The 20839-nt window shown below is 68.5% G+C and carries 15 protein-coding genes; 6 read left to right on the top strand and 9 right to left on the bottom strand.

The genetic code is table 11. The features are described 5' to 3' along the window. Positions 1-214: 214 nt before the first annotated feature. Complete coding sequence (gene hrpA, locus KRR55_RS10935) at positions 215-4213, top strand: ATP-dependent RNA helicase HrpA (protein ID WP_217389117.1); 3999 nt, start codon at positions 215-217, stop codon at positions 4211-4213. A 157-nt stretch (positions 4214-4370) separates the two neighbouring features. Here the strand turns inward: hrpA and KRR55_RS10930 are convergent, their stop codons facing one another. Genes KRR55_RS10930 through KRR55_RS10920 form a run of 3 tightly spaced genes read right to left on the bottom strand, consistent with a single transcriptional unit; the run spans position 4371 to position 6504 of the window. Further along, positions 4371-4799 (bottom strand): HIT family protein, encoded by a 429-nt coding sequence (locus KRR55_RS10930; RefSeq protein WP_217389116.1) that lies wholly within the window; start codon positions 4797-4799, stop codon positions 4371-4373. A 9-nt stretch (positions 4800-4808) separates the two neighbouring features. Next, positions 4809-5609, bottom strand: coding sequence for an alcohol dehydrogenase catalytic domain-containing protein (locus KRR55_RS10925; RefSeq protein ID WP_254456092.1), 801 nt, complete (start codon positions 5607-5609; stop codon positions 4809-4811). A 40-nt stretch (positions 5610-5649) separates the two neighbouring features. After that, a complete protein-coding gene (locus tag KRR55_RS10920; RefSeq protein WP_217389115.1) occupies positions 5650-6504 on the bottom strand; it encodes a sulfurtransferase in 855 nt (284 codons plus the stop codon). A gap of 654 nt (positions 6505-7158) precedes the next feature. Here KRR55_RS10920 and KRR55_RS10915 point away from each other — a divergent pair. Further along, complete coding sequence (locus tag KRR55_RS10915) at positions 7159-8016, top strand: S1 family peptidase (RefSeq protein ID WP_217389114.1); 858 nt, start codon at positions 7159-7161, stop codon at positions 8014-8016. 824 nt (positions 8017-8840) lie between these two features. After that, positions 8841-9863, top strand: a complete 1023-nt coding sequence (locus tag KRR55_RS10910; RefSeq protein ID WP_217389265.1) for a PLP-dependent cysteine synthase family protein — start codon at positions 8841-8843, stop codon at positions 9861-9863. Between the two features lie 19 nt (positions 9864-9882). Here KRR55_RS10910 and KRR55_RS10905 read toward each other — a convergent pair whose 3' ends face one another. Further along, positions 9883-10560: an MBL fold metallo-hydrolase gene (locus tag KRR55_RS10905; RefSeq protein WP_217389113.1), complete on the bottom strand. Its 678-nt coding sequence runs from the start codon at positions 10558-10560 to the stop codon at positions 9883-9885. A 191-nt stretch (positions 10561-10751) separates the two neighbouring features. On the opposite strand from KRR55_RS10905, the gene KRR55_RS10900 reads away from it, so the two are divergent. Further along, positions 10752-11192 (top strand): Fur family transcriptional regulator, encoded by a 441-nt coding sequence (locus KRR55_RS10900; RefSeq protein ID WP_217389112.1) that lies wholly within the window; start codon positions 10752-10754, stop codon positions 11190-11192. A 105-nt stretch (positions 11193-11297) separates the two neighbouring features. Here KRR55_RS10900 and KRR55_RS10895 read toward each other — a convergent pair whose 3' ends face one another. From KRR55_RS10895 to KRR55_RS10875, 5 genes are all read right to left on the bottom strand, one after another. After that, complete coding sequence (locus KRR55_RS10895) at positions 11298-12176, bottom strand: metal ABC transporter permease (RefSeq protein WP_217389111.1); 879 nt, start codon at positions 12174-12176, stop codon at positions 11298-11300. Positions 12177-12181: 5 nt separating this feature from the next. Next, a complete protein-coding gene (locus KRR55_RS10890) occupies positions 12182-12979 on the bottom strand; it encodes a metal ABC transporter ATP-binding protein (protein ID WP_217389264.1) in 798 nt (265 codons plus the stop codon). A 40-nt stretch (positions 12980-13019) separates the two neighbouring features. Next, complete coding sequence (locus KRR55_RS10885) at positions 13020-13343, bottom strand: TroA family protein (protein WP_217389110.1); 324 nt, start codon at positions 13341-13343, stop codon at positions 13020-13022. Positions 13344-13410: 67 nt separating this feature from the next. Beyond that, on the bottom strand, positions 13411-14478 hold the full coding sequence (locus tag KRR55_RS10880) for a hemolysin family protein (RefSeq protein ID WP_217389109.1): 1068 nt from the start codon (positions 14476-14478) through the stop codon (positions 13411-13413). Continuing rightward, positions 14475-15827 carry a hemolysin family protein gene (locus tag KRR55_RS10875; protein ID WP_217389108.1) on the bottom strand — a complete coding sequence of 451 codons (1353 nt, stop codon included), beginning with the start codon at positions 15825-15827 and terminating at the stop codon, positions 14475-14477. Before KRR55_RS10875 ends, KRR55_RS10880 begins: the two co-directional genes overlap by 4 nt. A 483-nt stretch (positions 15828-16310) precedes the next feature. Between KRR55_RS10875 and KRR55_RS10870 the strand changes: the two genes are divergently transcribed. Together KRR55_RS10870 and KRR55_RS10865 are read left to right on the top strand one after the other, a co-directional pair. Further along, positions 16311-20090 carry a multifunctional oxoglutarate decarboxylase/oxoglutarate dehydrogenase thiamine pyrophosphate-binding subunit/dihydrolipoyllysine-residue succinyltransferase subunit gene (locus tag KRR55_RS10870; RefSeq protein ID WP_217389107.1) on the top strand — a complete coding sequence of 1260 codons (3780 nt, stop codon included), beginning with the start codon at positions 16311-16313 and terminating at the stop codon, positions 20088-20090. A gap of 142 nt (positions 20091-20232) precedes the next feature. After that, positions 20233-20838, top strand: a complete 606-nt coding sequence (locus KRR55_RS10865) for a GDSL-type esterase/lipase family protein (RefSeq protein ID WP_217389106.1) — start codon at positions 20233-20235, stop codon at positions 20836-20838. Position 20839: the final 1 nt, after the last annotated feature.

Here is a 20839-nt window from a genome sequence, read left to right as displayed (position 1 = left end):
CACGCATCTTTCGTCAATTGCGATCGATAAACGGACAATTGGTATCCCTTCGTGGCGAGAACCAGACGGTACCGTGGACAAAACCGCGTTTTGACAGGTCACGGACCGGGAAAGCGGCGGCCCTTGGCGGGATCCGCGACCCCCGGCCATCGGTCCGCCCCGGAGGCCGGGCGGGCACCGGCTCCCGGCGCCGCTGGCATAGACTTGGGTCATCATGGCCCTGACGATTTCCTATCCCGAAGCCCTTCCCGTTTCCGCGCGACGCGATGACATCATGTCCGCCATCAAGGACAACCAGGTGGTCATCGTCGCCGGTGAAACCGGGTCCGGCAAGACCACCCAGCTGCCCAAGATGCTGCTGGAACTGGGCATGGGCGAACGCGGGATGATCGGGCACACCCAGCCCCGCCGCCTGGCAGCGCGCACCGTGGCCGAGCGCATCGCCGAGGAGTTGGGCACGAAGATCGGCGAGGACGTCGGCTTCCATGTGCGCTTCACCGGCGAGGTCTCCCGCGCCACCAAGGTCAAGGTGATGACCGACGGCATCCTGCTGGCGGAGATCCAGCGCGACAAGCTGCTGAAGAAATACAACGCGATCATCATCGACGAGGCCCACGAACGCAGCCTCAACATCGACTTCCTGCTCGGCTACCTGCGCCGGATCCTGCCCAAGCGCCCGGACCTGAAGATCGTCATCACCTCGGCGACCATCGACCCGCAGCGCTTTGCCGAGCACTTCGCCGCGCCCGGGCCCGAGGGCGGGGAACCGGTGCCGGCGCCCATCATCGAGGTCTCCGGCCGCACCTTCCCCGTCGAGCTGCGCTACCGGCCGCTGAACCCGGCCGACGGCATGGACGAGGACGAGCTGGACCCCGACGCCCAGGCGGAGGACCGCGACCCGCTCGATGCCATCGCCGAGGCCGTGGACGAGCTGGCCGCCGAGCCGCCCGGGGACATCCTGATCTTCTTCCCCGGCGAGCGCGAGATCCGCGACGCGGCCGAGGTGCTGCGCGCCCGGGTGAAGACCAACCGGCGACTGGCCGGGACCGAGATCCTGCCCCTGTTCGCCCGGCTGTCGCTGGCCGAGCAGCACCAGGTCTTCAACCCCGGGAAGAACCGCCGCATCGTGCTGGCCACCAACGTCGCCGAGACCTCGCTGACGGTCCCGGGCATCAAGTACGTCATCGACACCGGCACCGCGCGCATCTCGCGCTACTCGCACCGCACCAAGGTCCAGCGCCTGCCCATCGAACGGGTTTCGCAGGCCAGCGCCAACCAGCGCTCGGGCCGCTGCGGGCGCGTGTCCGACGGCATCGCCATCCGCCTCTATTCGCAGGACGACTTCGAGTCGCGCCCCGCGTTCACCGACCCGGAGATCCTGCGCACCAACCTTGCCGCGGTGATCCTGCAGATGAGCTCGATGGGCGTGGTGCGCACCGCGCGCGACGTCGCGGACTTCCCCTTCGTCCAGCCGCCGGATGCCAAGTCGGTCAACGACGGCGTGGCGCTGCTGCGCGAGCTCGGCGCCCTGAACACCGGCGCCGAGGCCACCATCACCCCGGTCGGCAAGTCGCTGGCGCAGCTGCCGGTGGACGTGCGGCTGGGCCGGATGATCGTCGAGGCCGGCTCCCGCGGCTGCGCCAAGGAGGTCATGGTGCTCGCCGCCGCGCTGTCCATCCAGGACCCGCGCGAGCGGCCCAGCGAGGAAACCGGCAAGCGCGAGCGCGCCGCCGAGATGCACAAGCGCTTCATGGACGCGAAGTCGGACTTCTCCTCGCTGCTGAACCTCTGGCGCTACCTGCAGGAAAAGCAGAAGGAACTATCCTCCTCCGCGTTCCGCCGGCTGTGCAAGAACGAATTCATCAACTACCTGCGCGTTCGCGAGTGGCAGGACCTGTTCACCCAGCTGCGCCAACTGGCCAGGCCGCTGGGCATCGCGATCTCCCCCGAGCCGGTGGACCCGGCCGCGAACGAGGACGCCATCCACATTTCGCTGCTCACCGGGCTGCTGGGGCACGTGGGCTCCTGGGACGAGCGCAAGCGCGAGTACGTCGGCGCGCGCGGAACCCGCTTCTCCGTCTTCCCCGGCTCCGCCCTGTCGCGGAAGTCCACCGAGTGGGTCATGGCCGCCGAGCTGGTGGAGACTTCCCGGCTCTGGGCACGCACCGTGGCCCGGCTGGATCCCAAGTGGGTCGAGGAGGTCGCCGGGGACCTGCTCAAGCGCAGCTACTCCGAACCGCACTGGTCGCGGAACTCCGGCGCGGTCATGGGGTACGAGAAGGTCACGCTCTTCGGCCTGCCGATCGTGCCGCGCCGCCGCATCCAGTACTCGAAGGTGGACCCGGAACTCTGCCGCGAGCTGTTCATCCGCAACGCGCTGGTGGAGGGCGACTGGAAGACCCACCACAAGTTCTTCGCCCGTAACCGCCGGGTGCTCGAGGACATCGAGGAACTCGAGACCCGCATGCGCCGGCGCGACCTGCGCGTGAGCGACGAGGACCTGTTCGAGTTCTACGATTCGAAGCTGGGCCCCGAGGTTCTCTCCGAGCGGCACTTCGACCGCTGGTGGAAGGCCGCGCAGCACGAGAACCCGACGCTGCTGGACTTCAACCCGGAGGACATGCTCCAGGCCGATGCCACCGAACTGGACGAGGCTGCCTTCCCGCGCACCTGGCGCCACGGCACCCTTGACCTGGATTTGGTCTACGAATACAACCCGGCCGCGCGTGCCGGGGAATCCGACGGCGTCTCGGTGCGCGTGCCGGTGCTCTTCCTGAACCAGCTTGACCCCGTGCGCTTCCGCTGGCTCATCCCCGGGCTGCGCGTGGAGCTGGTCACCGCGCTGATCAAGTCGCTGCCCAAGGCGATCCGCAAGAACTTCGTCCCTGCCCCCGACGTCGCCCGCACCGCCGTGGCCGCGCTGGAGGCCGACTTCACCCCGGAGACCGACGACCTTGCCGCTTCCCTGGAGCTGGTGCTGCGCCGGCTCAAGGGCGTGGTGATCCCCCCGGGTTCCTGGAACTGGGAGGCCCTGCCGCCCCACCTGCGCTTCACCTTCACCGTCGTGGACTCAGATGCCAAGATCCTGGACGAGTCCCAGGACCTGCCCGTGCTGCAGCAGACGCTTGCCGCGGCCAACCGCTCGGCCCTGGCCCGTTCGCTCGGCGTCAAGCCCGGGGCGGCGCTGCCCACAGGCCCGGCCGCCGGCACCTCCGGGGCCTCCGACGGGAAAAAGGGGCGGGGTGCCAAGGGCCAGGGGCCCAAGTCCCCCGCTGCCGCCGCATCGCGTCCCGGCGGAGTGCCGGTGGTGGCGACCACGGTGTGGGAACGCACCGGGCTGACCGACTGGGACACCGGGGTGGGCATCAACGGCTCCATCACCCCCAAGGTCGTCACGCAGGTCGCCGGGCAGCAGGTCACCGCCTACCCGGCGCTGCTGGACGAGAAGGCCTCGGTGCGCCTGACGGTCTTCCGCAACCCCGTCGAGCAGCTGGCCGCGCACCGCACCGGCGTCATCCGGCTGCTGCTGCTCAAGGTCCCGTCCCCCGCCCGGTACGTCCTTGACCACCTGAACAACCAGGAAAAGCTGGTGTTCACGCAAAACCCGCACGGGTCGGTCGCCTCGCTGATCCAGGACTGCACCATGGCGGCGGTGGACCGGCTGGTCCCCGAGACGCTGCCCTTTGACAAGGCCGGCTTCGATGCGCTCTACGAGCGGGTCCGCGCCGAGCTGATCGACACCGTCTTCGCGGTCACCGCCATCGTGGAGAAGGTGCTCTCCGGCACCCGGCGGATCAACAAGGAGCTGAAGTCCGCCTCCTCGCTGGCCCTGGTCAACGCGCTGAACGACGTGAAGTCCCAGCTCGAGCAGCTGGTGTACCCGGGCTTCGTGGCCAACACCGGCTACGCGCAGCTGGCCCAGCTGCCGCGCTACATCGCCGCCATCGAAAAGCGGCTGGAAAAGCTCGGCACCGGGCACCTTGCGCGCGACAACGCCGCGACCCTGGACATCCAGGGACTGGAGGACGAGTACGACGCGGCCCTGGGGCAGCTGGTGGCGGGGGTGCGCACCCCGGCCCCGCTGGCGGCGGTGAAGTGGATGCTGGAGGAGTACCGGGTCTCGCTCTTCGCCCAGGAGCTGGGCACCGCCTACTCGGTCTCCGCCAAGCGGATCCGCACCGCGATGCGCGAGGGGCTGGCCGCGGCGAAGTAGGTGCTCCCGGGGCACGGGCCCGCCGGCAACGCACGACTGCCCGGGACGATCTCGCGATCGTCCCGGGCAGTTCTGCGTTCGGGCCGGGCAACCGGCGTTCCCGGGCCCGGGGCGCGGTCCATGCGTCGGGTCCGGGCCCCGGGTCCGGGCCCCGGGTCTAGGCGTCGGGGATCAGCTCCCCGTGGCCGTCGGCCCGCAGTGCTTCACGCAGCTTCTGCGCGTTCGCGTCCATCGTTGCCGGGTCCGGGTTGCTCTCTGCCCGGGCCAGGTCGAAGTCGGCCAGCGAGTTGGTGGGCCACACGTGCACGTGCAGGTGCGGGACCTCGAACCCGGCAATCATGAGCCCTGCCCGCTCGGAGCCGAAAGCCCGCACCTGGGCACGTCCGATGTGCCCGGCCACCTCGAGCAGGTGGTTCATCAGCCCGGCCGGGGCATCGACCCAGTGGTCGACTTCCTCGCGCGGCACCACCAGGGTGTGCCCGTGGGTGATCGGGCCGATGGTCAAAAATGCCACGGCGTGTTCGTCCTTCCAGACGAAGCGGCCGGGGATTTCCCCCTCGATGATCTTGGTAAACAGCGTGCTCATGCACCCTCCCTAGTCGTTCCCGCCCCATGTGGCGAGGTCCAGTACAAACATGCGGTGTCCCGGGCCGGCGGCAATCCGCTCCCACGTCTCATTGAGCTCGTCGGCGCCCACCAGCTCGATGTCGGCGGCCGGCAGCTCCTCCGCGCCGGATGCGGGCAGCTGGCGGGTTTCCGCCTCCGAGCCTACCAATGGCGCGGTGCCCTCCCCCGCAGGGTGGGGGCCCAGCACGGCGTGCGCCCGGGTCCGGGGGCAGAACAGGGCCGCGGCCCGCGCGGGTTCAAGCTCGGGGGCGATGTGCAGCACGAAGTCCCGGTGCACGAGGATGCGCTTGGCGTAGCCGCCGCGGGTGTGCTCCCCGGTGCGCGGGTTACGCGCCCCATAGGTCGGCACCGCCCGGACGCAGTCCCTTCCGGCGCCCCCGCGGCATGCGGCGCAGGTGCTGCAGCCATCGACCACCGCGCCCACGCCCACCAGGGTTCCCGGTTCCAGTTCTCGGACCCCGGGCCCGGTTTCGGCGACGACGCCGACGATGCCGTGGCCCGGCACCAGGGGAAGGCCCGTGGACCCTTGCGCGCGGCCGGCGCGCACGTCGCAGGCGCACACGGAGCAGTACCTCACCTCGATGGCCACCTCACCCGGACCCGGGGCCCGGTGCGGGAGCCGCAACGGCACCAGCAGCCCGCCGGGTTCGGCGATGCCCAGTGCGGCCACCGTCGGCGCGGTGCCCGGCGCCGGGGACCTTGCTGCGCCGGCATGCTCGCGGATCCGCGCGGCGGCATCACGGGGCGGGGGCTTGGGACGTCCGATCATGATCCGAACCTACCGCGCCCGCCGGCACCGGGCCAGCGGCTCACGGGGTGGACCCTGTCGCTCCGGGGCGGGTGGGATCCGCGCTCCATTGGGACCAAGAGCCGGGAAATAGCGCAGCGTGCACACCGATGGTTTCCAGCGCGAGCACCTGGTGGGCCGCGGTGACCCCCGAGCCGCAGTACGCCGCCACCTCCGGCGCCCCGGGTCCGGTGCCTACACCCAACTGCACATAGGCGCGGGCCAGTTCGGCGGGATCCAGGAATCGTTTGTCAGCTGTGAGGTTCTCCGTCGTCGGGCGGTTGCGTGCCCCGGGGATGTGCCCGGCGCGCGGGTCAATCGGCTCGCTCTGCCCGCTGTAGCGCTCTGCGGCGCGGGAATCGAGCAGGATCCCATGGTCGGGGAACGAGGCGGCAGCCTCGATGTCGATGACCGGCATGTGGCCCCAGCCCGGGTTTGCGTCCCCGGGCTCCGGGATGCGATCTCCGGACTCCAGCCGGTGCCCTCCGGCGATCCAGGCATCCAGACCCCCGTCCAGCACCCTGACGTCGGTGAGCCCGGCGTGGCGCAGCAGCCACCAGCCGCGGGACGCGGCCAGCGCCCCGGTGGCGTCGTAAAGCACCACGGTGGAGTGCGCGTTGATGCCCCAGCGACGCGCCGCTGCGGCAAAGTCCTGCGGTGCGGGCAGCGGGTGGCGGCCTTCGGCGGGGTCCGGAGGGCCGGAGAGCTCGGTCTCCAGGTCAACGAAGACGGCTCCGGGCAGATGCCCGGCCGCGTGTTGCTCCGCGCCCCGATCATCGCCCAAGGCCCAGCGCACGTCCAGCAGCACTGTGTCGCTGTCCGCTTCCAGCAACCGTGCCAGTTCCCCCGCGGAGATCAATGTCCGATGTCCACCCACGTGTGCACGCTCCTTGTATCTGTCGTCCTTGCCCGAAGGCGACGGCCTTGAGGCTCCCGGCTCCTCGGCACGGTTCCGGCACGCCGAACGACGCCGCAACCGGCCATCCCTTTGGCGCGCATGGTTGTTGTCCCACTACACGCCGAACCGGCCTGTGCCGAAGAGTTCGGCAATTTCAACAGTAGTGTGCCTTCCCTCCCGGTGAATGGATTCCAGGTGTGCATCCTGCGTTGGAGTCTTTGGCCTGCTTTCCGCGCAGCTTGCCAATTGCCGCGGCGACGCCCATTCCCTTGCCTGGTACGCACCACGCTCAAATCCGACTCGCCAGTGCTGAGCCTGACCTCGCGGCGAGTCAACTTAATGTCTATGTCCGTGGCGCCGCGCAGCGACTGTGCCAATGGCAGCTGTTTTGGAAATTTCCGAAGTCCTCGGCGCATGTACCGCTGGCCAAGGACCCCCTTCTGGAACGCTTCGAAATTCCGAGCCGGACAAACCGATTGCCGGACGAATCAACGGATTTGGCTACAAGGACGCGCGCTTCGTGGATTCCCCATTGGATCGAACCGTTAGAGTCTCGCCAAACTCGATGATCTGTGCTGTTCTTAAGGCCAGTCCGTCAATGAGCTTGTCCAGTTACTCAATGGAAAGAGCAAGATGATGAAACGTCTCCTCAGAAGATTGGCGCTTGTCGTAGCGGCAACCCTCACACTGGTCATTGGTGGTGCGTTGCCGGCACCGGCGGTCACGGGCGGCCAGCCGGACGGCAACCGCCACCCCAACGTCGGTCTCATCGTTTTCTACGACCTGGCGGACGGCCTGCGGTATCGGTGCTCGGCGACGCTGATTTCACCGACCGTGCTGATCACAGCGGCGCACTGCACCGAGGGAACCGCCGGCGTGACGCTGGTGACCTTCGAATCAGTGATCGCGGAGGAACCCCCGAGTCCGTTACCCGTTGCAGCGGATCCGGGCATTGGCTACACCCCGGAAGAGCTCGAAGCGGCCGGTTATCTGTGGGGAACACCAATAGCGCATCCCGACTATTCGGATTTTACGGATTTGGCTAACTGGAACGACGTGGGAATCATCGTGCTCGATGATCCGGTCACCAACATCGCCCCGGCGATGCTCGCTCCGGTGGATTACCTGGACCAGTTTGGGCAGCCCGTCTTGAACCGGACGATCTTCGAGGTCGTCGGCTACGGCACCGAGGTGCGCAAGCCGGAGACCGGTCCGCAGAAGCCGCAGCCAATGTCCTACCCGTTGATCCGCCGCTACACCACATCTCCGGGACAGAAGCTCACGCCGCAGATCCTTCAACTCCAGGGCACCCCCAACGATAGCCGCGGCGGCGGCGGGACCTGCTTCGGAGACTCCGGTGGTCCGGTCTTTCTCAATGGCTATCTCGTGGCAGTGACCAGTTATACGTACACTTCGAACTGCCGTTACCTCGGTGGGTATCAGCGAGTGGACATCCCCGTGGTGCAGGACTGGCTGGCCCCTTACCTGTAACTGCCGCGGACTCCGCAACCGCTGAAACCTCACCTTGGTGTGCGGCGGCCGCGGTCTTGTTAAGCTAAGCCCGACACCCTCCTCTGGGTTCAGGGAGGGCGTCTGGCTTACCTTGAGATGGACCGTTTCTTGTATGGGTCTGCGGCAAATGTGAGCGGGAATCCAAGGGCCCGTGCATCTGCTGTCGTGTGTGCGGGGACGCTAGCGGCGCCTCTGTATTGGTCGGCGCCCCACGCGGTCAAATTGAACTTGCCACGTCCCCGTGGTGGCGTTCCAGCCCCACACGTCGGGCACGGCCAGTGTCCCCTCTCCATGTATGACGGGCACCCTTAGCGATACGGCCACGGCCGTGTCCGCAATCCAACGGCCGTTAATTCACGGCCCGGGAAGGGCGGCCTGTTATCACTTAAGTCGATCGGCCTATGAGGCGCCTTTGAGACGGGCTGTGAACTGTTGGTTTCGATGGGTGGCCCATGACGGAATCTCTTCCAGGGATCCCATGCTCATTTGTTTGGATTCGGTTCGTGCCTAGCGGCCGGCGTGAGGCGCCGGTGAAGAAGCGCCCGACGCCGCCCCCGCTCTTGGGGGTGGCGTCGGTATCCCGGACAGGGCCTACGCCCGGATTTCTTCTTCGGCGATCGCCGGTGTTGTTCCGCTCGACCAGTATCCCTCGGGCCGGAGCGGCGGGCATGGCGCCGCCCGTTCCCCGGCCGTTGCTTGGGTAGGGTGGAACGGTGGATACTTCGCCCCTGATTTCGCTGCCCCGTCCCTCCGGAACCCGTGCGTGGGTCGATGCGGCGGTCCGCACCATCGAGGCCGAGTCGATGCGCTCGGCCGACACGCACCTGCACCGGCTGGACCTGCCCCGCGAGTGGGGCATCGACCTGTACCTGAAGGACGAGTCGACGCACCGCACCGGCAGCCTCAAGCACCGGCTGGCCCGCTCGCTGTTCCTCTACGGACTGGTCAACGGGTGGATCACCGAGGGCACCACGATCGTGGAGGCATCCTCCGGGTCCACCGCGGTCTCCGAGGCGTACTACGCCAAGCTGCTGGGCCTGCCGTTCATCGCGGTGATGGCCGCGGGCACCTCCCCGGAGAAGATCGCGCTCATCGAGGCCACGGGCGGGACCTGCCACCTGGTGCAGGACCCCTCGGCAGTGTATGCGGAGTCCGAGCGGCTGGCCGCGGCCACCCAGGGGCACTACATGGACCAGTTCACCTACGCCGAGCGCGCCACGGACTGGCGCGGGAACAACAACATCGCCGAGTCGATCTTCGGCCAGCTGGCCATGGAGGAGCACCCGGTGCCGTCCTGGATCGTGGTGGGCGCGGGAACCGGCGGGACCTCGGCGACCATCGGGCGCTACGCCCGCTACCACCGCCATGCCACGCGCCTGGCGGTGGCGGACCCCGAGGGCTCGGCGTTCCTGCCGGCCTGGCAGGCGGCCACCGCCGGCGGCGACCCGCTCGCCGCCACGGGCACCCCCAGCCGCATCGAGGGCATCGGCCGGGCGCGGCCGGAACCCAGCTTCGTGCCCGGCGTCATCGATTTCCTCGCCACGGTGCCCGATGCCGCCTCGGTGGCCGCGATGCGCCACCTGCAGGACTTCGCGCACCTGTGCGCCGGGCCCTCGACCGGCACCAACCTCTGGCTGGCCTGGCAGGTCGTGGCGAACATGCTGGCCGCAGGCGAGAAGGGGTCGGTCGTCTCGCTGTTGTGCGACAACGGGGAACGCTACGCCACCTCCTACTACGACGACGGCTGGCTCGCGGCGGCCGGACTGGACCCGGCGCCCTACACCGGCCGGATCGAGCGGCTGCTGGCCACCGGCAGCTGGGACTAGCGTCCCGGGGCCGCGGCGCTCAGGATCCCAGGGACACGGCCCGTCCATTGGGGATGCGCCGGTAGTCCAGCCCGCGTTCGGCGGCCACCCGTCCCAGGTGCCCGTCCACCAGGGCCAGCCCGCGCTCGTTGAGCAGCCCGTCGTGGATCGGGAAGTTTTGCGCCGCTCCGATGATGGACATGAACTCGATGGTCTCCCCGATCTTCGCCCAGGGGGCGTGGGCGGGGACCAGCAGCGTTTCGACGGCGATGCCCTCGGGCACCTGGTAACTGTCCCCGGGGTGGTAGAGCCTGCCGGCGATGAAGTACCCGAGGTTCTGCACCACGGGCAGGGCGTGGTGAATCACCGCGTGCATTCCCCCGTGGGTGGAGATCTCCATCCCCGCGGCCCGGAAGGTGGCGCCCGGGCCGACCCCGTGGATGCGCCCCTCCGCATCCGGCACCCCGGCCGCCGCCGCGGCGGCACGCACCGTGGCGGCCAGGGCGCCCGGGGCGTGCAGGGTGAGCGCCGGGTTCCCGGCCAGCGCGCGCAGCACCGGCCCGAGGTCAAGGTGGTCTGCGTGTTCGTGGGTGACCAGGATGGCCTCGATGCCCTCGAGCGCTTCGCCGAGGGGCGAGTTGTCGCCCGGGTCGATGGCCAGGGCCCGGTTCGACTCCTGCACCCTGATGCAGGCGTGGTTGAACTTGATGATCTCCATGGGCACCAGCCTAGGCACGCGGGCACCCGGTGCACCAGTGCCCGCGCGCCCGCTTCACGGAGCCGGGCGGTCGGGGCACCCGCTGGTAAACTCGAGGTGTCCACACCGGTTGCCCCGGCGCGGCGCCGGAATCGGTGGCCGCGGCACGCACCCACGGACAATGTGCGGATCTACAAGGAGTGCTTCAACAAATGACGAATCCCGCGGCCGAGCGGCGCAGTCCCGAACAGCGCGTGACCAAGCAGCGACTGGCAGTGAATGCGGCGCTGGAGAAGGTCGATGACTTCGTGACGGCGCAGGAACTCCACCGCTGGCTCGTGGACGGGGGCGACAAGGTCTCCCTGGCCACGGTGTACCGGCTGCTGCTGTCGATGGCCGAGGACGGCCTGGTCGATGTGCTGCGCAACAGCGAGGGCGAGGCGATGTACCGCCAGTGCGTCATCGAGCACCACCACCACCACCTGGTGTGCAGCAACTGCGGCAAGGCCGTGGAGGTCGAGGCCCCCGCGGTGGAGAAGTGGGCCGCCCGGGTGGCCGAGGAAAACGGATTCACCGAACCCACGCACACCGTGGAGATCTACGGGTTGTGCCCCGCCTGCTCCGCGGCCAAGGCGGCCGGCGCCGGGGCCTGAGCCCCGCCGGAGACCGGCCCCCAAACACCGCGAAGGCGTGTGCACTGCCCCCGAATTTCGGAGGTGCACACGCCTTCGGCGTTTTCCGCGGTGGGTCGGCGGCGCCTATGCGGCGACTGCCGCCATCTTCTCCGAGTGCCGCACGCGGTCCCGGCGCCAGGCGATGAGCCGGCACACCAGGTAGATGAGGAAGGAGATCGTGGTGACATAGGGGCTGATCGGCAGCGACCCGGCCAGGGCCAGCAGGATGCCGCCCACCACCGAGGTCATCGCGAAGGCCACCGAGAGGCTCACGGTCAGCACCGGGTTGGAGGTCACCCGGATGGCGGCCGCGGCCGGGGTGATCAGCAGGGCCAGGACCAGCAGCGCGCCGACCACCTGGATCGACAGGGCCACGGCCAGGCCCAGGACCACCATGAAGGCGACCGAGAGCCGGGCGGCGGGAATCCCGCGGGCAGCGGCAACGGCCGGGTCAACGGAAATGAATGTCAGTGGGCGCCACATGGCCACCAGCGCCACCATGACGATCACCGAGCACACGGCCAGCACGCCCAGCTGCACGGTGTCCACCGCGACGATCTGCCCGGTGAGCAGGCCGAACTTGTTCGCGCTGCGGCCCTGGTAGAGGGCCAGGAAGAGGATCCCCAGGCCCAGCCCGAAGGGCATCAGCACCCCGATGATCGAGTTCCTGTCCTTGGCCGCGGCGCCCATGATCCCCAGCAGCAGCGAGGCCAGCACCGACCCGACCAGCGAGCCGACCACGACGTTGGTGCCGATCAGCAGGGCAAACGCGGCGCCGGCGAAGGAGAGCTCGGCGATGCCGTGCACCGCGAAGGCCATGTCGCGCAGCATCACGAAGATGCCGATCATCCCGCCCACCAGGCCCAGCAGTGCGCCGGCGATCAGCGAGTTGGAGACCAGCGGAAGGATCTCGGCGTAGTCTTCGAAGCTGAAGACGGTGCTCCAGATCTCGGATAGGTCCATGGTTCCTAGGCTCCTTGAAGCGGGTGCGCGCGTTGCTGCGGGTTGGCGTGGGTCACGGTCTCGGGCATGCCCACCACCACGATCCGGCCGTTGGACTCGAAGACCTCGATGGGTGCGCCGTAGAGCTCGGAGAGCACCTCGGAGCGCATGACCTCCCCGGGGGTCCCGATGTGGAAGCGCCCGCCGGCCAGGTAGAGCACGCGGTCGACGTATTGCAGGATCGGGTTGATCTCGTGGGTCACGAAGACCACCGCGGCCCCGTGGTCGCAGGCCTGCCGGTGGATCAGCCCGGAGATGGCCTGCTGGTGGTGCAGGTCAAGTGAGAGCAGCGGCTCGTCGCAGAGCAGCAGGCGCGGGTCGTCGGCCAGCGCCTGGGCCGCGCGCAGGCGCTGCTGCTCCCCGCCGGAGAGCACCCCGACGGGCCGCTCGGCGTAGGAGGTGGCGCCGACAAGTTCCAGCAGCTCGTCCACGCGCCGGCGCATGGCCTTGCGCTTGAGGCGAATGCCCCACTTGTGCCCGTCGATGCCCAGGGCGACCAGGTCGCGGGCGCGCAACGGGGTGTTGTCGTCGAAGGAACGCTGCTGCGGGATCGTGCCGACCTGCCGCGAGCCGCGGGTCGCCGGCCTCCCGGCGATCTTCACGGTTCCGCCGGAGAGTTCCTGCAGGCCCATCAGGGTGCGCAGCATGGTGGTCTTGCCCGAGCCGTTGGGCCCGAGCACGGCCAGGAACTCGCCCGGGGCGATGTCCAGGTCCAGGCCGTCCCAGAGCAGGCGGTCGCCAAAGCGCAGCGAGGCGTTGCGCATGCTGACCACGGGTTCGGCGGCCGGGGCCGCGGGGCTGGTGTCAGTGGCCAAGGGCCACCTCGAGTTGTCGCACGTGGGAGTCCATCCAGGAGATGTGGTCCTGCCCGGCGGGCAGGGTTTCGGTCGGACCGGGCACCGCGGTGCCCGCTGTCGCGGCCGCGGGGCCCCGGGCCAGGGAGCGGACCCGCTTTCCTCGCGGGCCGGGGGTCTGCACGTTCAACGCCGCACCGCCACGGGCCCGGACCGCGTCCGCGCCGGCGGCCGGCGCCTGCCGCCGTCCCGCGGCTTCCGGCTCCGTGCCGGAGCGGGCGGAGAGCAGCGAGATCGGGGCGGCGGCGCCGGGGGCGCGAAGTGGGTTGTTCATGCGGAGTGTGCGGGGCCTTTCGGGGACATGCAGGACACCAGCCTATCTCCATTGCGAGTCATTCGCATTATTGGGCGCTGCGGTTCTCCCTGCGGATGCCGCGCTTCTGGTTCTGGTCGTCGATTTCCCCGACCAGCTGTTCCAGCACGTCCTCGAGGAACAGGATCCCCAGCGTGGCGCCGGATTCGTCGACGACCCGGGCCAGGTGCTTGCCGTCGGCCCGCATCTGCTCCATCGCGTCCTCGATCTCCGCATCGCGGGCCACCACGCCCATGGGACGCAGCTCGATGCCCGAGACCGGCCGGTGGTACTGGCTGTCGGGCAGCGCCATGACGTCCTTCATGTGCCAGTAGCCCTCGAATTCGCCGGCCTCGGCGATGACGATGCGGGAGAAGCCGGTCCGCCCCACGGTGCGCTCGAACTCCTGCACCGTGGTGCCGCGCTGCAGGGTCACCACGCGGTCGCGCGCGACCATGGTCCCCGCGGCGGTGAGGTCCGAGAACTCCAGCGCCCGGCGCAACCGCAGCGCGTCGTCGGCCTCCAACGTGCCGTAGCGCGCGGAGCTGGCGATGATCGACTGCACCTCGGCGGCGGTGAACGCGGAGTTCACCTCGTTCTTCGGCTCGATCTTCATCAGGTGCAGGAACTGGTTCGCAATCCAGTTCAGCGTGACCACGACCGGGTGCACGATCACCGAGAGCCACAGCAGCGGCCCGGCGAGCAGCAGCACCGCCTTGTCGGCCATCGACACGGAGATGTTCTTCGGGACCATCTCGCCGAAAGTCACGTGCAGGAAGGTGACGAAGAGCAGGGCCAGCAGGAAGGCGATGGACCCGGACAGCGGCTCCGAGACGCCCAGCAGTTCCAGCGGCACCACCAGGAGGTGGTGGATGGCGGGTTCGGCGACGTTCAGGATCAGTAGCGAACACACCGTGATGCCCAGCTGGCAGACAGCCAGCATGATGGACACCGATTCCATGGCCTTCAGGGCGCGGATCGCGCTCTTGGACCCCGCGTCGGCCAGCGGCTCGATCTGGGAGCGGCGCGCGGACATGACGGCGAATTCCGCCGCCACGAAGAACGCGTTGCCCAGCAGCAGGACGATCAGCCAGAGCAGGCCGGCGATATCGCTCATGCCCCACGCCCCGTTGCCTCGTCCGGGCTCGCGGCGGAGGAGGCACTGGATGCGCTCGATTCCCGCGGCACGAAGTGCAGCTCCGCGACGCGGCGCTTGTCCAGCGCCGTGACGGTGAACATCCCGCCATCCGTGTCGACCACGTCCCCCAGGAACGGGATCCGGCCCAGTTCGGCCATCACGAACCCGCCCAGGGTCTCGTAGGCGGCGTCGTCGGGGATCTCCACCTCGCCGATGAGCTCGTTGAGCTGGTCGGGGCGGTACATGCCCGGGATCAGCCAGGAGCCGTCGGGCAGCTGGCGGACCTCGGGCAGGGCCGAGTCGTGCTCGTCGGCGACTTCGCCGACAATTTCCTCAATCAGGTCTTCCAAGGTGACCATTCCGGCGGTTCCGCCATATTCGTCAAGCACGATGGCCATCTGCAGGTTTGCGCTGCGCAGCTGGACCAACAGCGTGTCCAGGTGCACGGTTTCGGGGACAAAGATCACCGGGGTCTTGTTCTCGCCGACCTCCTTGCCGGCGCGCTTGTCGCGCGGGATGGCGATGACGGTCTTGACGTGGCAGACGCCCTTGATCTCGTCGGTGGACCCGTCGGTGACCGGGAAGCGCGAGTAGCCGGTCTGCTTGGCCAGCTCGATGACCTCCTGGACGTGGGCGTCGTGCTCGATGGTCTGCATCCTGGTGCGCGGGGTCATCACGTCGGCCGCCGAGCGCTCGGAGAAGCGCACGGTGCGGTCAACGAAGAGCGCCGCGTCCTTGTCCAGCGTGCCCATTTCCGCGCTGCGGCGGACCAGGGAGACCAGCTCGGCCGGGGATCGCGCCCCGGAGATCTCCTCCTTGACCTCGAGGCCGAACAGGTGCAGCACCTTGTTGGAGAAGCCGTTGAGCAGCACGATGGCCGGCTTGAAGATGGCGGTGAAGACCAGCTGCGGGCGGGCCACGGCGCGCCCGATCTCGAAGGCCTTGGCGATGGCCAGGTTTTTCGGGACCAGCTCGCCGATGACCATCGAGAGCAGCGTGGCCAGCAGCATGGCCACCACGAGGCTGACGGGGACCGCGGAGTCGCCCAGGCCGAGTGCGGCCAGCGGTTCCTGGAGCAGCTTGCCCACCGAGGGCTCGATGACGTAGCCGGTGAGCAGCGTCGTCAGCGTGATGCCCAATTGGCAGGAGGAAAGCTGGGTGGAGAGCGACTTCAGGCACTGCAGCAGGGCAATGGCCTTGGTGTCGCCCGCATCGACGGCTTCCTGGACGTTGGCCTGGTCCAGGGCTACCAGGGAAAACTCGACGGCGACGAAGAAGCCGGTGCCGAGGATCAGCAGCAGGCCCAGGGCCAGCAGCAACCATTCCATCTAGTGTTTCACCGCCCCGCGGGCGGATCGGCTTCGGGAGGCGGCGGTGCCGGGGCCCGGAAATCTACGGTGTGTGTACCCGCAACTGGAAGGCTCCGATAGCGAAGCGGAATTGGTCGGGCAATGACATGTGTGGCCGGCACCGCGTGATTTCACGACTGGCCGGCACAGAGAGTGGCTGTCCATAACATTTTCAGTGTATCTGAACTACGACTTGCGCACATGCGATCTTCAATCCCGCGCGCACGAGGTGCCGCCGCGCCCCGGGGACCGCCGGAGGGACGGAAAACCGGCCGGGGGCGTCATCGCGGCGCTCCGGCGGCCGATCGTGACGACGCGCATGTGATACCCGGCTCATTGGTTCCCATCCGGGGTCCAATAGTCACTAGACTACTAAGCAGGTCTAGAACTATGCCCCTTGGTGGTCATCCCCCTCGGCGGCGCTTGGACAAACGGAAATACAGGGAGAAGAGGCGTAATACCGTGCCAGATCAATCGCACCACCGACTCACCGAAGAGTTCGGCGGGAACGAATGGCTAGTCGATGAGCTGTACCAACAGTTCCTCAAGGACAAGAACTCGGTAGACAAGAAGTGGTGGGACATCTTCGCGTCCCTCAGTTCGGAACAGGCTGCCGCGCCGCCGGCCGCAGAGGCACCGGTCGCGGCCACCCCGGCCCCGGCACCTGCAGCCCCCGCCGCCGCACCGCGCGCCGCCACCCAGGCCCGCGTCGTGGACGTCTCCGGCAGCACGCCCAGCTCCTCCGCTGAATCCTCCGCCGCGGGCAACGCCGCGGCCCCGCGCGTCCCGGCCGACCCGGCCCCGGCCACCAAGTCGCAGCCGATCCCCGCACAGGTTCCCAAGGCCGCCGCGCCTGGTGCCATGGGCGAGGAAAAGCGCACCCCGCTGCGCGGCCCGGCCAAGGCCATCGCCACCAACATGGAGCAGAGCCTGACGGTCCCCACCGCCACCACGGTGCGCGCCGTGCCGGCCAAGGCCCTGATCGACAACCGCGTGGTCATCAACAACCACCTCAAGCGCGCCCGCGGCGGCAAGATCTCCTTCACGCACATCATCGGCTTCGCCGTGATCCGCGCCCTGAAGCTCTTCCCCTCGCAGAACGTCACCTACGCCGAGGTCGACGGCAAGCCGATGGCCATCCAGCCGGCACACGTGAACTTCGGCATCGCCATCGACATGCCCAAGCCCGACGGCTCGCGCATGCTGGCCGTGCCGAACATCAAGGCCGCGGAGACCCTGAGCTTCAACGAGTTCTGGGACACCTACGAGGACCTGATCAAGCGCGCCCGGGCCAACAAGCTCACCGCCGACGACTACGCCGGCACCACCGTGTCGCTGACCAACCCCGGCGGCATCGGCACCGTTCACTCGGTTCCGCGCCTCTCCAAGGGCCAGGCCACCATCGTGGGCGTCGGCGCCCTCGAGTACCCGGCCGAGTTCCGCGGTGCGAGCGAAAAGACCGTGGCGCTGCAGGGTGTGGGCAAGACCATCACGCTGACCTCCACCTATGACCACCGCGTCATCCAGGGTGCGGGCTCCGGCGAGTTCCTCAAGATCGTCGAGTCCCTGCTGCTGGGCGAGCAGGGCTTCTACGACGAGATCTTCGAGGCGCTGCGCATCCCGTACGAGCCGGTCCGCTGGGCAGTCGACAACCAGGTCGACATCGACCTGCAGATCAACAAGATCGCCCGCATCCAGCAGCTGGTGCACTCCTACCGCGTGCGCGGCCACCTGATGGCCGACACCAACCCGCTGGAATACGTCCAGCGCCGCCACCCAGACCTCGACATCCAGACCTACGGCCTGACGCTGTGGGACCTGGACCGCGAATGGGTCACCGGCGGATTCGGCGGCAAGGACCGCCTGATGCTGCGCGACATCCTCGGCGTGCTGCGCGACGCGTACTGCCGCACCATCGGCATCGAGTACATGCACATCCAGGATCCAGTGGAACGCAAGTGGTTCCAGGACGAGCTGGAGCACCCGTACACCAAGCCGACCCGCGAAGAGCAGCTGCGCATCCTGTCCAAGCTGAACTCCGCGGAGGCCTTCGAGACCTTCCTGCAGACCAAGTTCGTCGGCCAGAAGCGCTTCTCCCTGGAGGGCGGCGAATCCCTGATTCCGCTGCTCGACGGCATCATCTCCGACGCCGCCGACGCCGGCATGGAGGAGGTCGCCATCGGCATGGCCCACCGCGGCCGCCTGAACGTGCTGACCAACATCGCCGGCAAGACCTACTCCCAGGTCTTCCGCGAATTCGAGGGCACCGCGACACCCGGCTCCGTGCAAGGCTCGGGCGACGTGAAGTACCACCTGGGCACCGAGGGTTCCTACACCTCGGACTCGGGCAACGAGACCAAGGTCTACCTGGCCGCCAACCCCTCGCACCTGGAGGCCGTGAACCCGGTCCTCGAGGGCATCGTGCGCGCCAAGCAGGACCGCTCCGGATCCAAGGACTTCAACGTCCTGCCGATCCTGGTGCACGGCGACGCAGCATTCGCCGGGCAGGGCGTGGTCGGCGAGACCCTCACGCTGTCCCAGCTCGAGGGCTACAAGACCGGCGGCACGATCCACGTGATCGTGAACAACCAGGTCGGCTTCACCACCGCCCCGACCGACTCGCGCTCCTCGGTGTACGCCACCGACGTCGCCAAGCAGGTCCAGGCGCCAGTGTTCCACGTCAACGGCGACGAGCCGGAGTCCGTGGTCCACGTGGCCCAGCTGGCCTTCGCCTACCGCCAGCGCTTCAACAAGGACGTCGTCATCGACATGGTGTGCTACCGCCGCCGTGGCCACAACGAGGGCGACGACCCGTCGATGACGCAGCCGATGATGTACAACCTCATCGAGGCCAAGCGCTCGACCCGCAAGTTGTACACCGAGGCCCTTGTCGGCCGCGGCGACATCACGCAGGACGAGGCCGACCAGGCGCTGCGCGACTACCAGGAACGCCTGGAGCGCGTCTTCGCCGAGACCCACGCGGCGCAGACCAGCCCGATCCCGGTGATCACCCCGGGCACCTCGGCCATCCACGACCTGGAGCTGCCCGCGGCCCAGCGCGAGGACGAGGCCTCCGCCGCCGCACCCAAGGACACGGCCATCACGGCCGAGACCCTGGCGCACATCGGCGCCGCCCACCTGGCCATCCCGGAGGACTTCACCGTCCACCCGAAGCTCAAGGTGCTCCTGGAGCGCCGCGAGAAGATGAGCCGCGAGGGCGGGATCGACTGGGGCATGGCGGAAATCGCCGCCTTCGGCACGTTGTCCATGGAAGGCGTGCCGGTTCGCCTGGCCGGCCAGGACTCGCGCCGCGGCACCTTCGTGCAGCGCCACGCGGTCTTCCACGACCGCCTCAACGGCGGCACCTGGTACCCGCTGCTGAACCTCTCCGAGGACCAGGCCAAGCTGTGGATCTACGATTCGCTGCTGAGCGAATACGCGGCCCTGGGCTTCGAATACGGCTACTCGGTGGAACGCCCGGACGCCCTGGTGCTCTGGGAGGCCCAGTTCGGCGACTTCGTCAACGGCGCCCAGACGGTCATCGACGAGTTCATCTCCTCCGCCGAGCAGAAGTGGGGCCAGCGCTCCTCGCTGGTCATGATGCTTCCGCACGGCTACGAGGGACAGGGCCCGGACCACTCCTCAGCCCGCATCGAGCGTTTCCTGCAGATGTGCGCGGAAAACAACATGGTCGTGGCCCAGCCCTCCACCGGCGCCAACCACTTCCACCTGTTGCGCCGCCAGGCCTACGCCCGTCCGCGCAAGCCGTTGGTCATCTTCACCCCGAAGCAGCTGCTGCGCCTGAAGGCCGCCGCGTCTTCGGTGGAGGACTTCACCACCGGCACCTTCCAGGAAGTCATCCCGGATGCCGCGAACCTGAACCCGGCCGACGTGGATCGCGTGCTGCTGGTCTCGGGCCGCCTGTACTACGACCTGGCAGCCGCGCGCACCAAGGCGAACGACACCAAGACCGCGATCGTGCGCGTCGAGCAGCTCTACCCGCTGCCCGCCGAGGCGATTGCCGCAGAGGTGGCCAAGTACCCGAACGCCGAGGTCGTCTGGGCACAGGACGAGCCCGCCAACCAGGGTCCGTGGCCGTTCGTCGGTCTGAACCTGCCCGCCGAGCTGGGCAAGGCCGTGCGCCTGGTCTCCCGCAAGGCATCGGCAGCAACCTCCACCGGCACGCACAAGCGCCACGAGGTCGAGCAGGCCCGCCTGCTCACCGCCGCCTTCGGCCGCTAAGGCACCGCGACACGCGGTCCGCCCACTTCGGTGTGCGGACCGCGTGAACAGCCCTCGGGGCGGGACACCCACGGTGTCCCGCCCCGAGGTCGCTTAACCGACTGCTAGTGTTGGTTGGTACGCGCCCTGAGAAAGGTCATTCGTGGATTACCGCACTATTCGACTTACCGCCATCGGCGACGAACTCCTGGCCGGACACGGCGACCCGCGGGCCCTGGGTTGGTACGGCCGCGTGCTGGCACGCACCTCGAACACCGATGTCCGCATCGAGAGCTACACGCTTGCCGCCCCCGGCGAGGGGTCCGAGGCCCTGAGCACCCGCTGGTTCGACGAGGCCCAGCGGCGTTTCGGCGAGAACGTCGACAACCGCCTGGTCATCGCGCTGTCGGACCGGGACCTTGACCTGGGGCTGTCAACGGCCCGTTCGCGGCTGAACCTGGCCAACATCCTGGACTCGGCCTCGCAAATGAGCATCAAGGCCCTCGTCGTGGGTCCGGCCCCGGGGCTGGATCCCGAACGCAATGCCCGCCTGGCCGAGCTTTCCCACGTGTACGCGGACGTTGCAACGCGCCGCAAGCACCACTTCGTGGACACCTTCACGCCGCTGCAGAACCACGCCCAGTGGCGCAACGACCTTTCGGTCAACGGCGGGCTGCCGGGACAGGCCGGCTACGGCCTGATGGCCTGGCTGGTGCTGCACCGCGGCTGGTTCACCTGGCTGGGGTTGCCGGAGCCCGGCACCAGCTGAC

Source organism: Paeniglutamicibacter quisquiliarum (assembly GCF_019084045.1).
GTDB lineage: Bacteria > Actinomycetota > Actinomycetes > Actinomycetales > Micrococcaceae > Paeniglutamicibacter > Paeniglutamicibacter quisquiliarum.
Note: the sequence above shows the minus strand (reverse complement) of the source record. Positions and strands in the feature narration are given on the sequence as shown.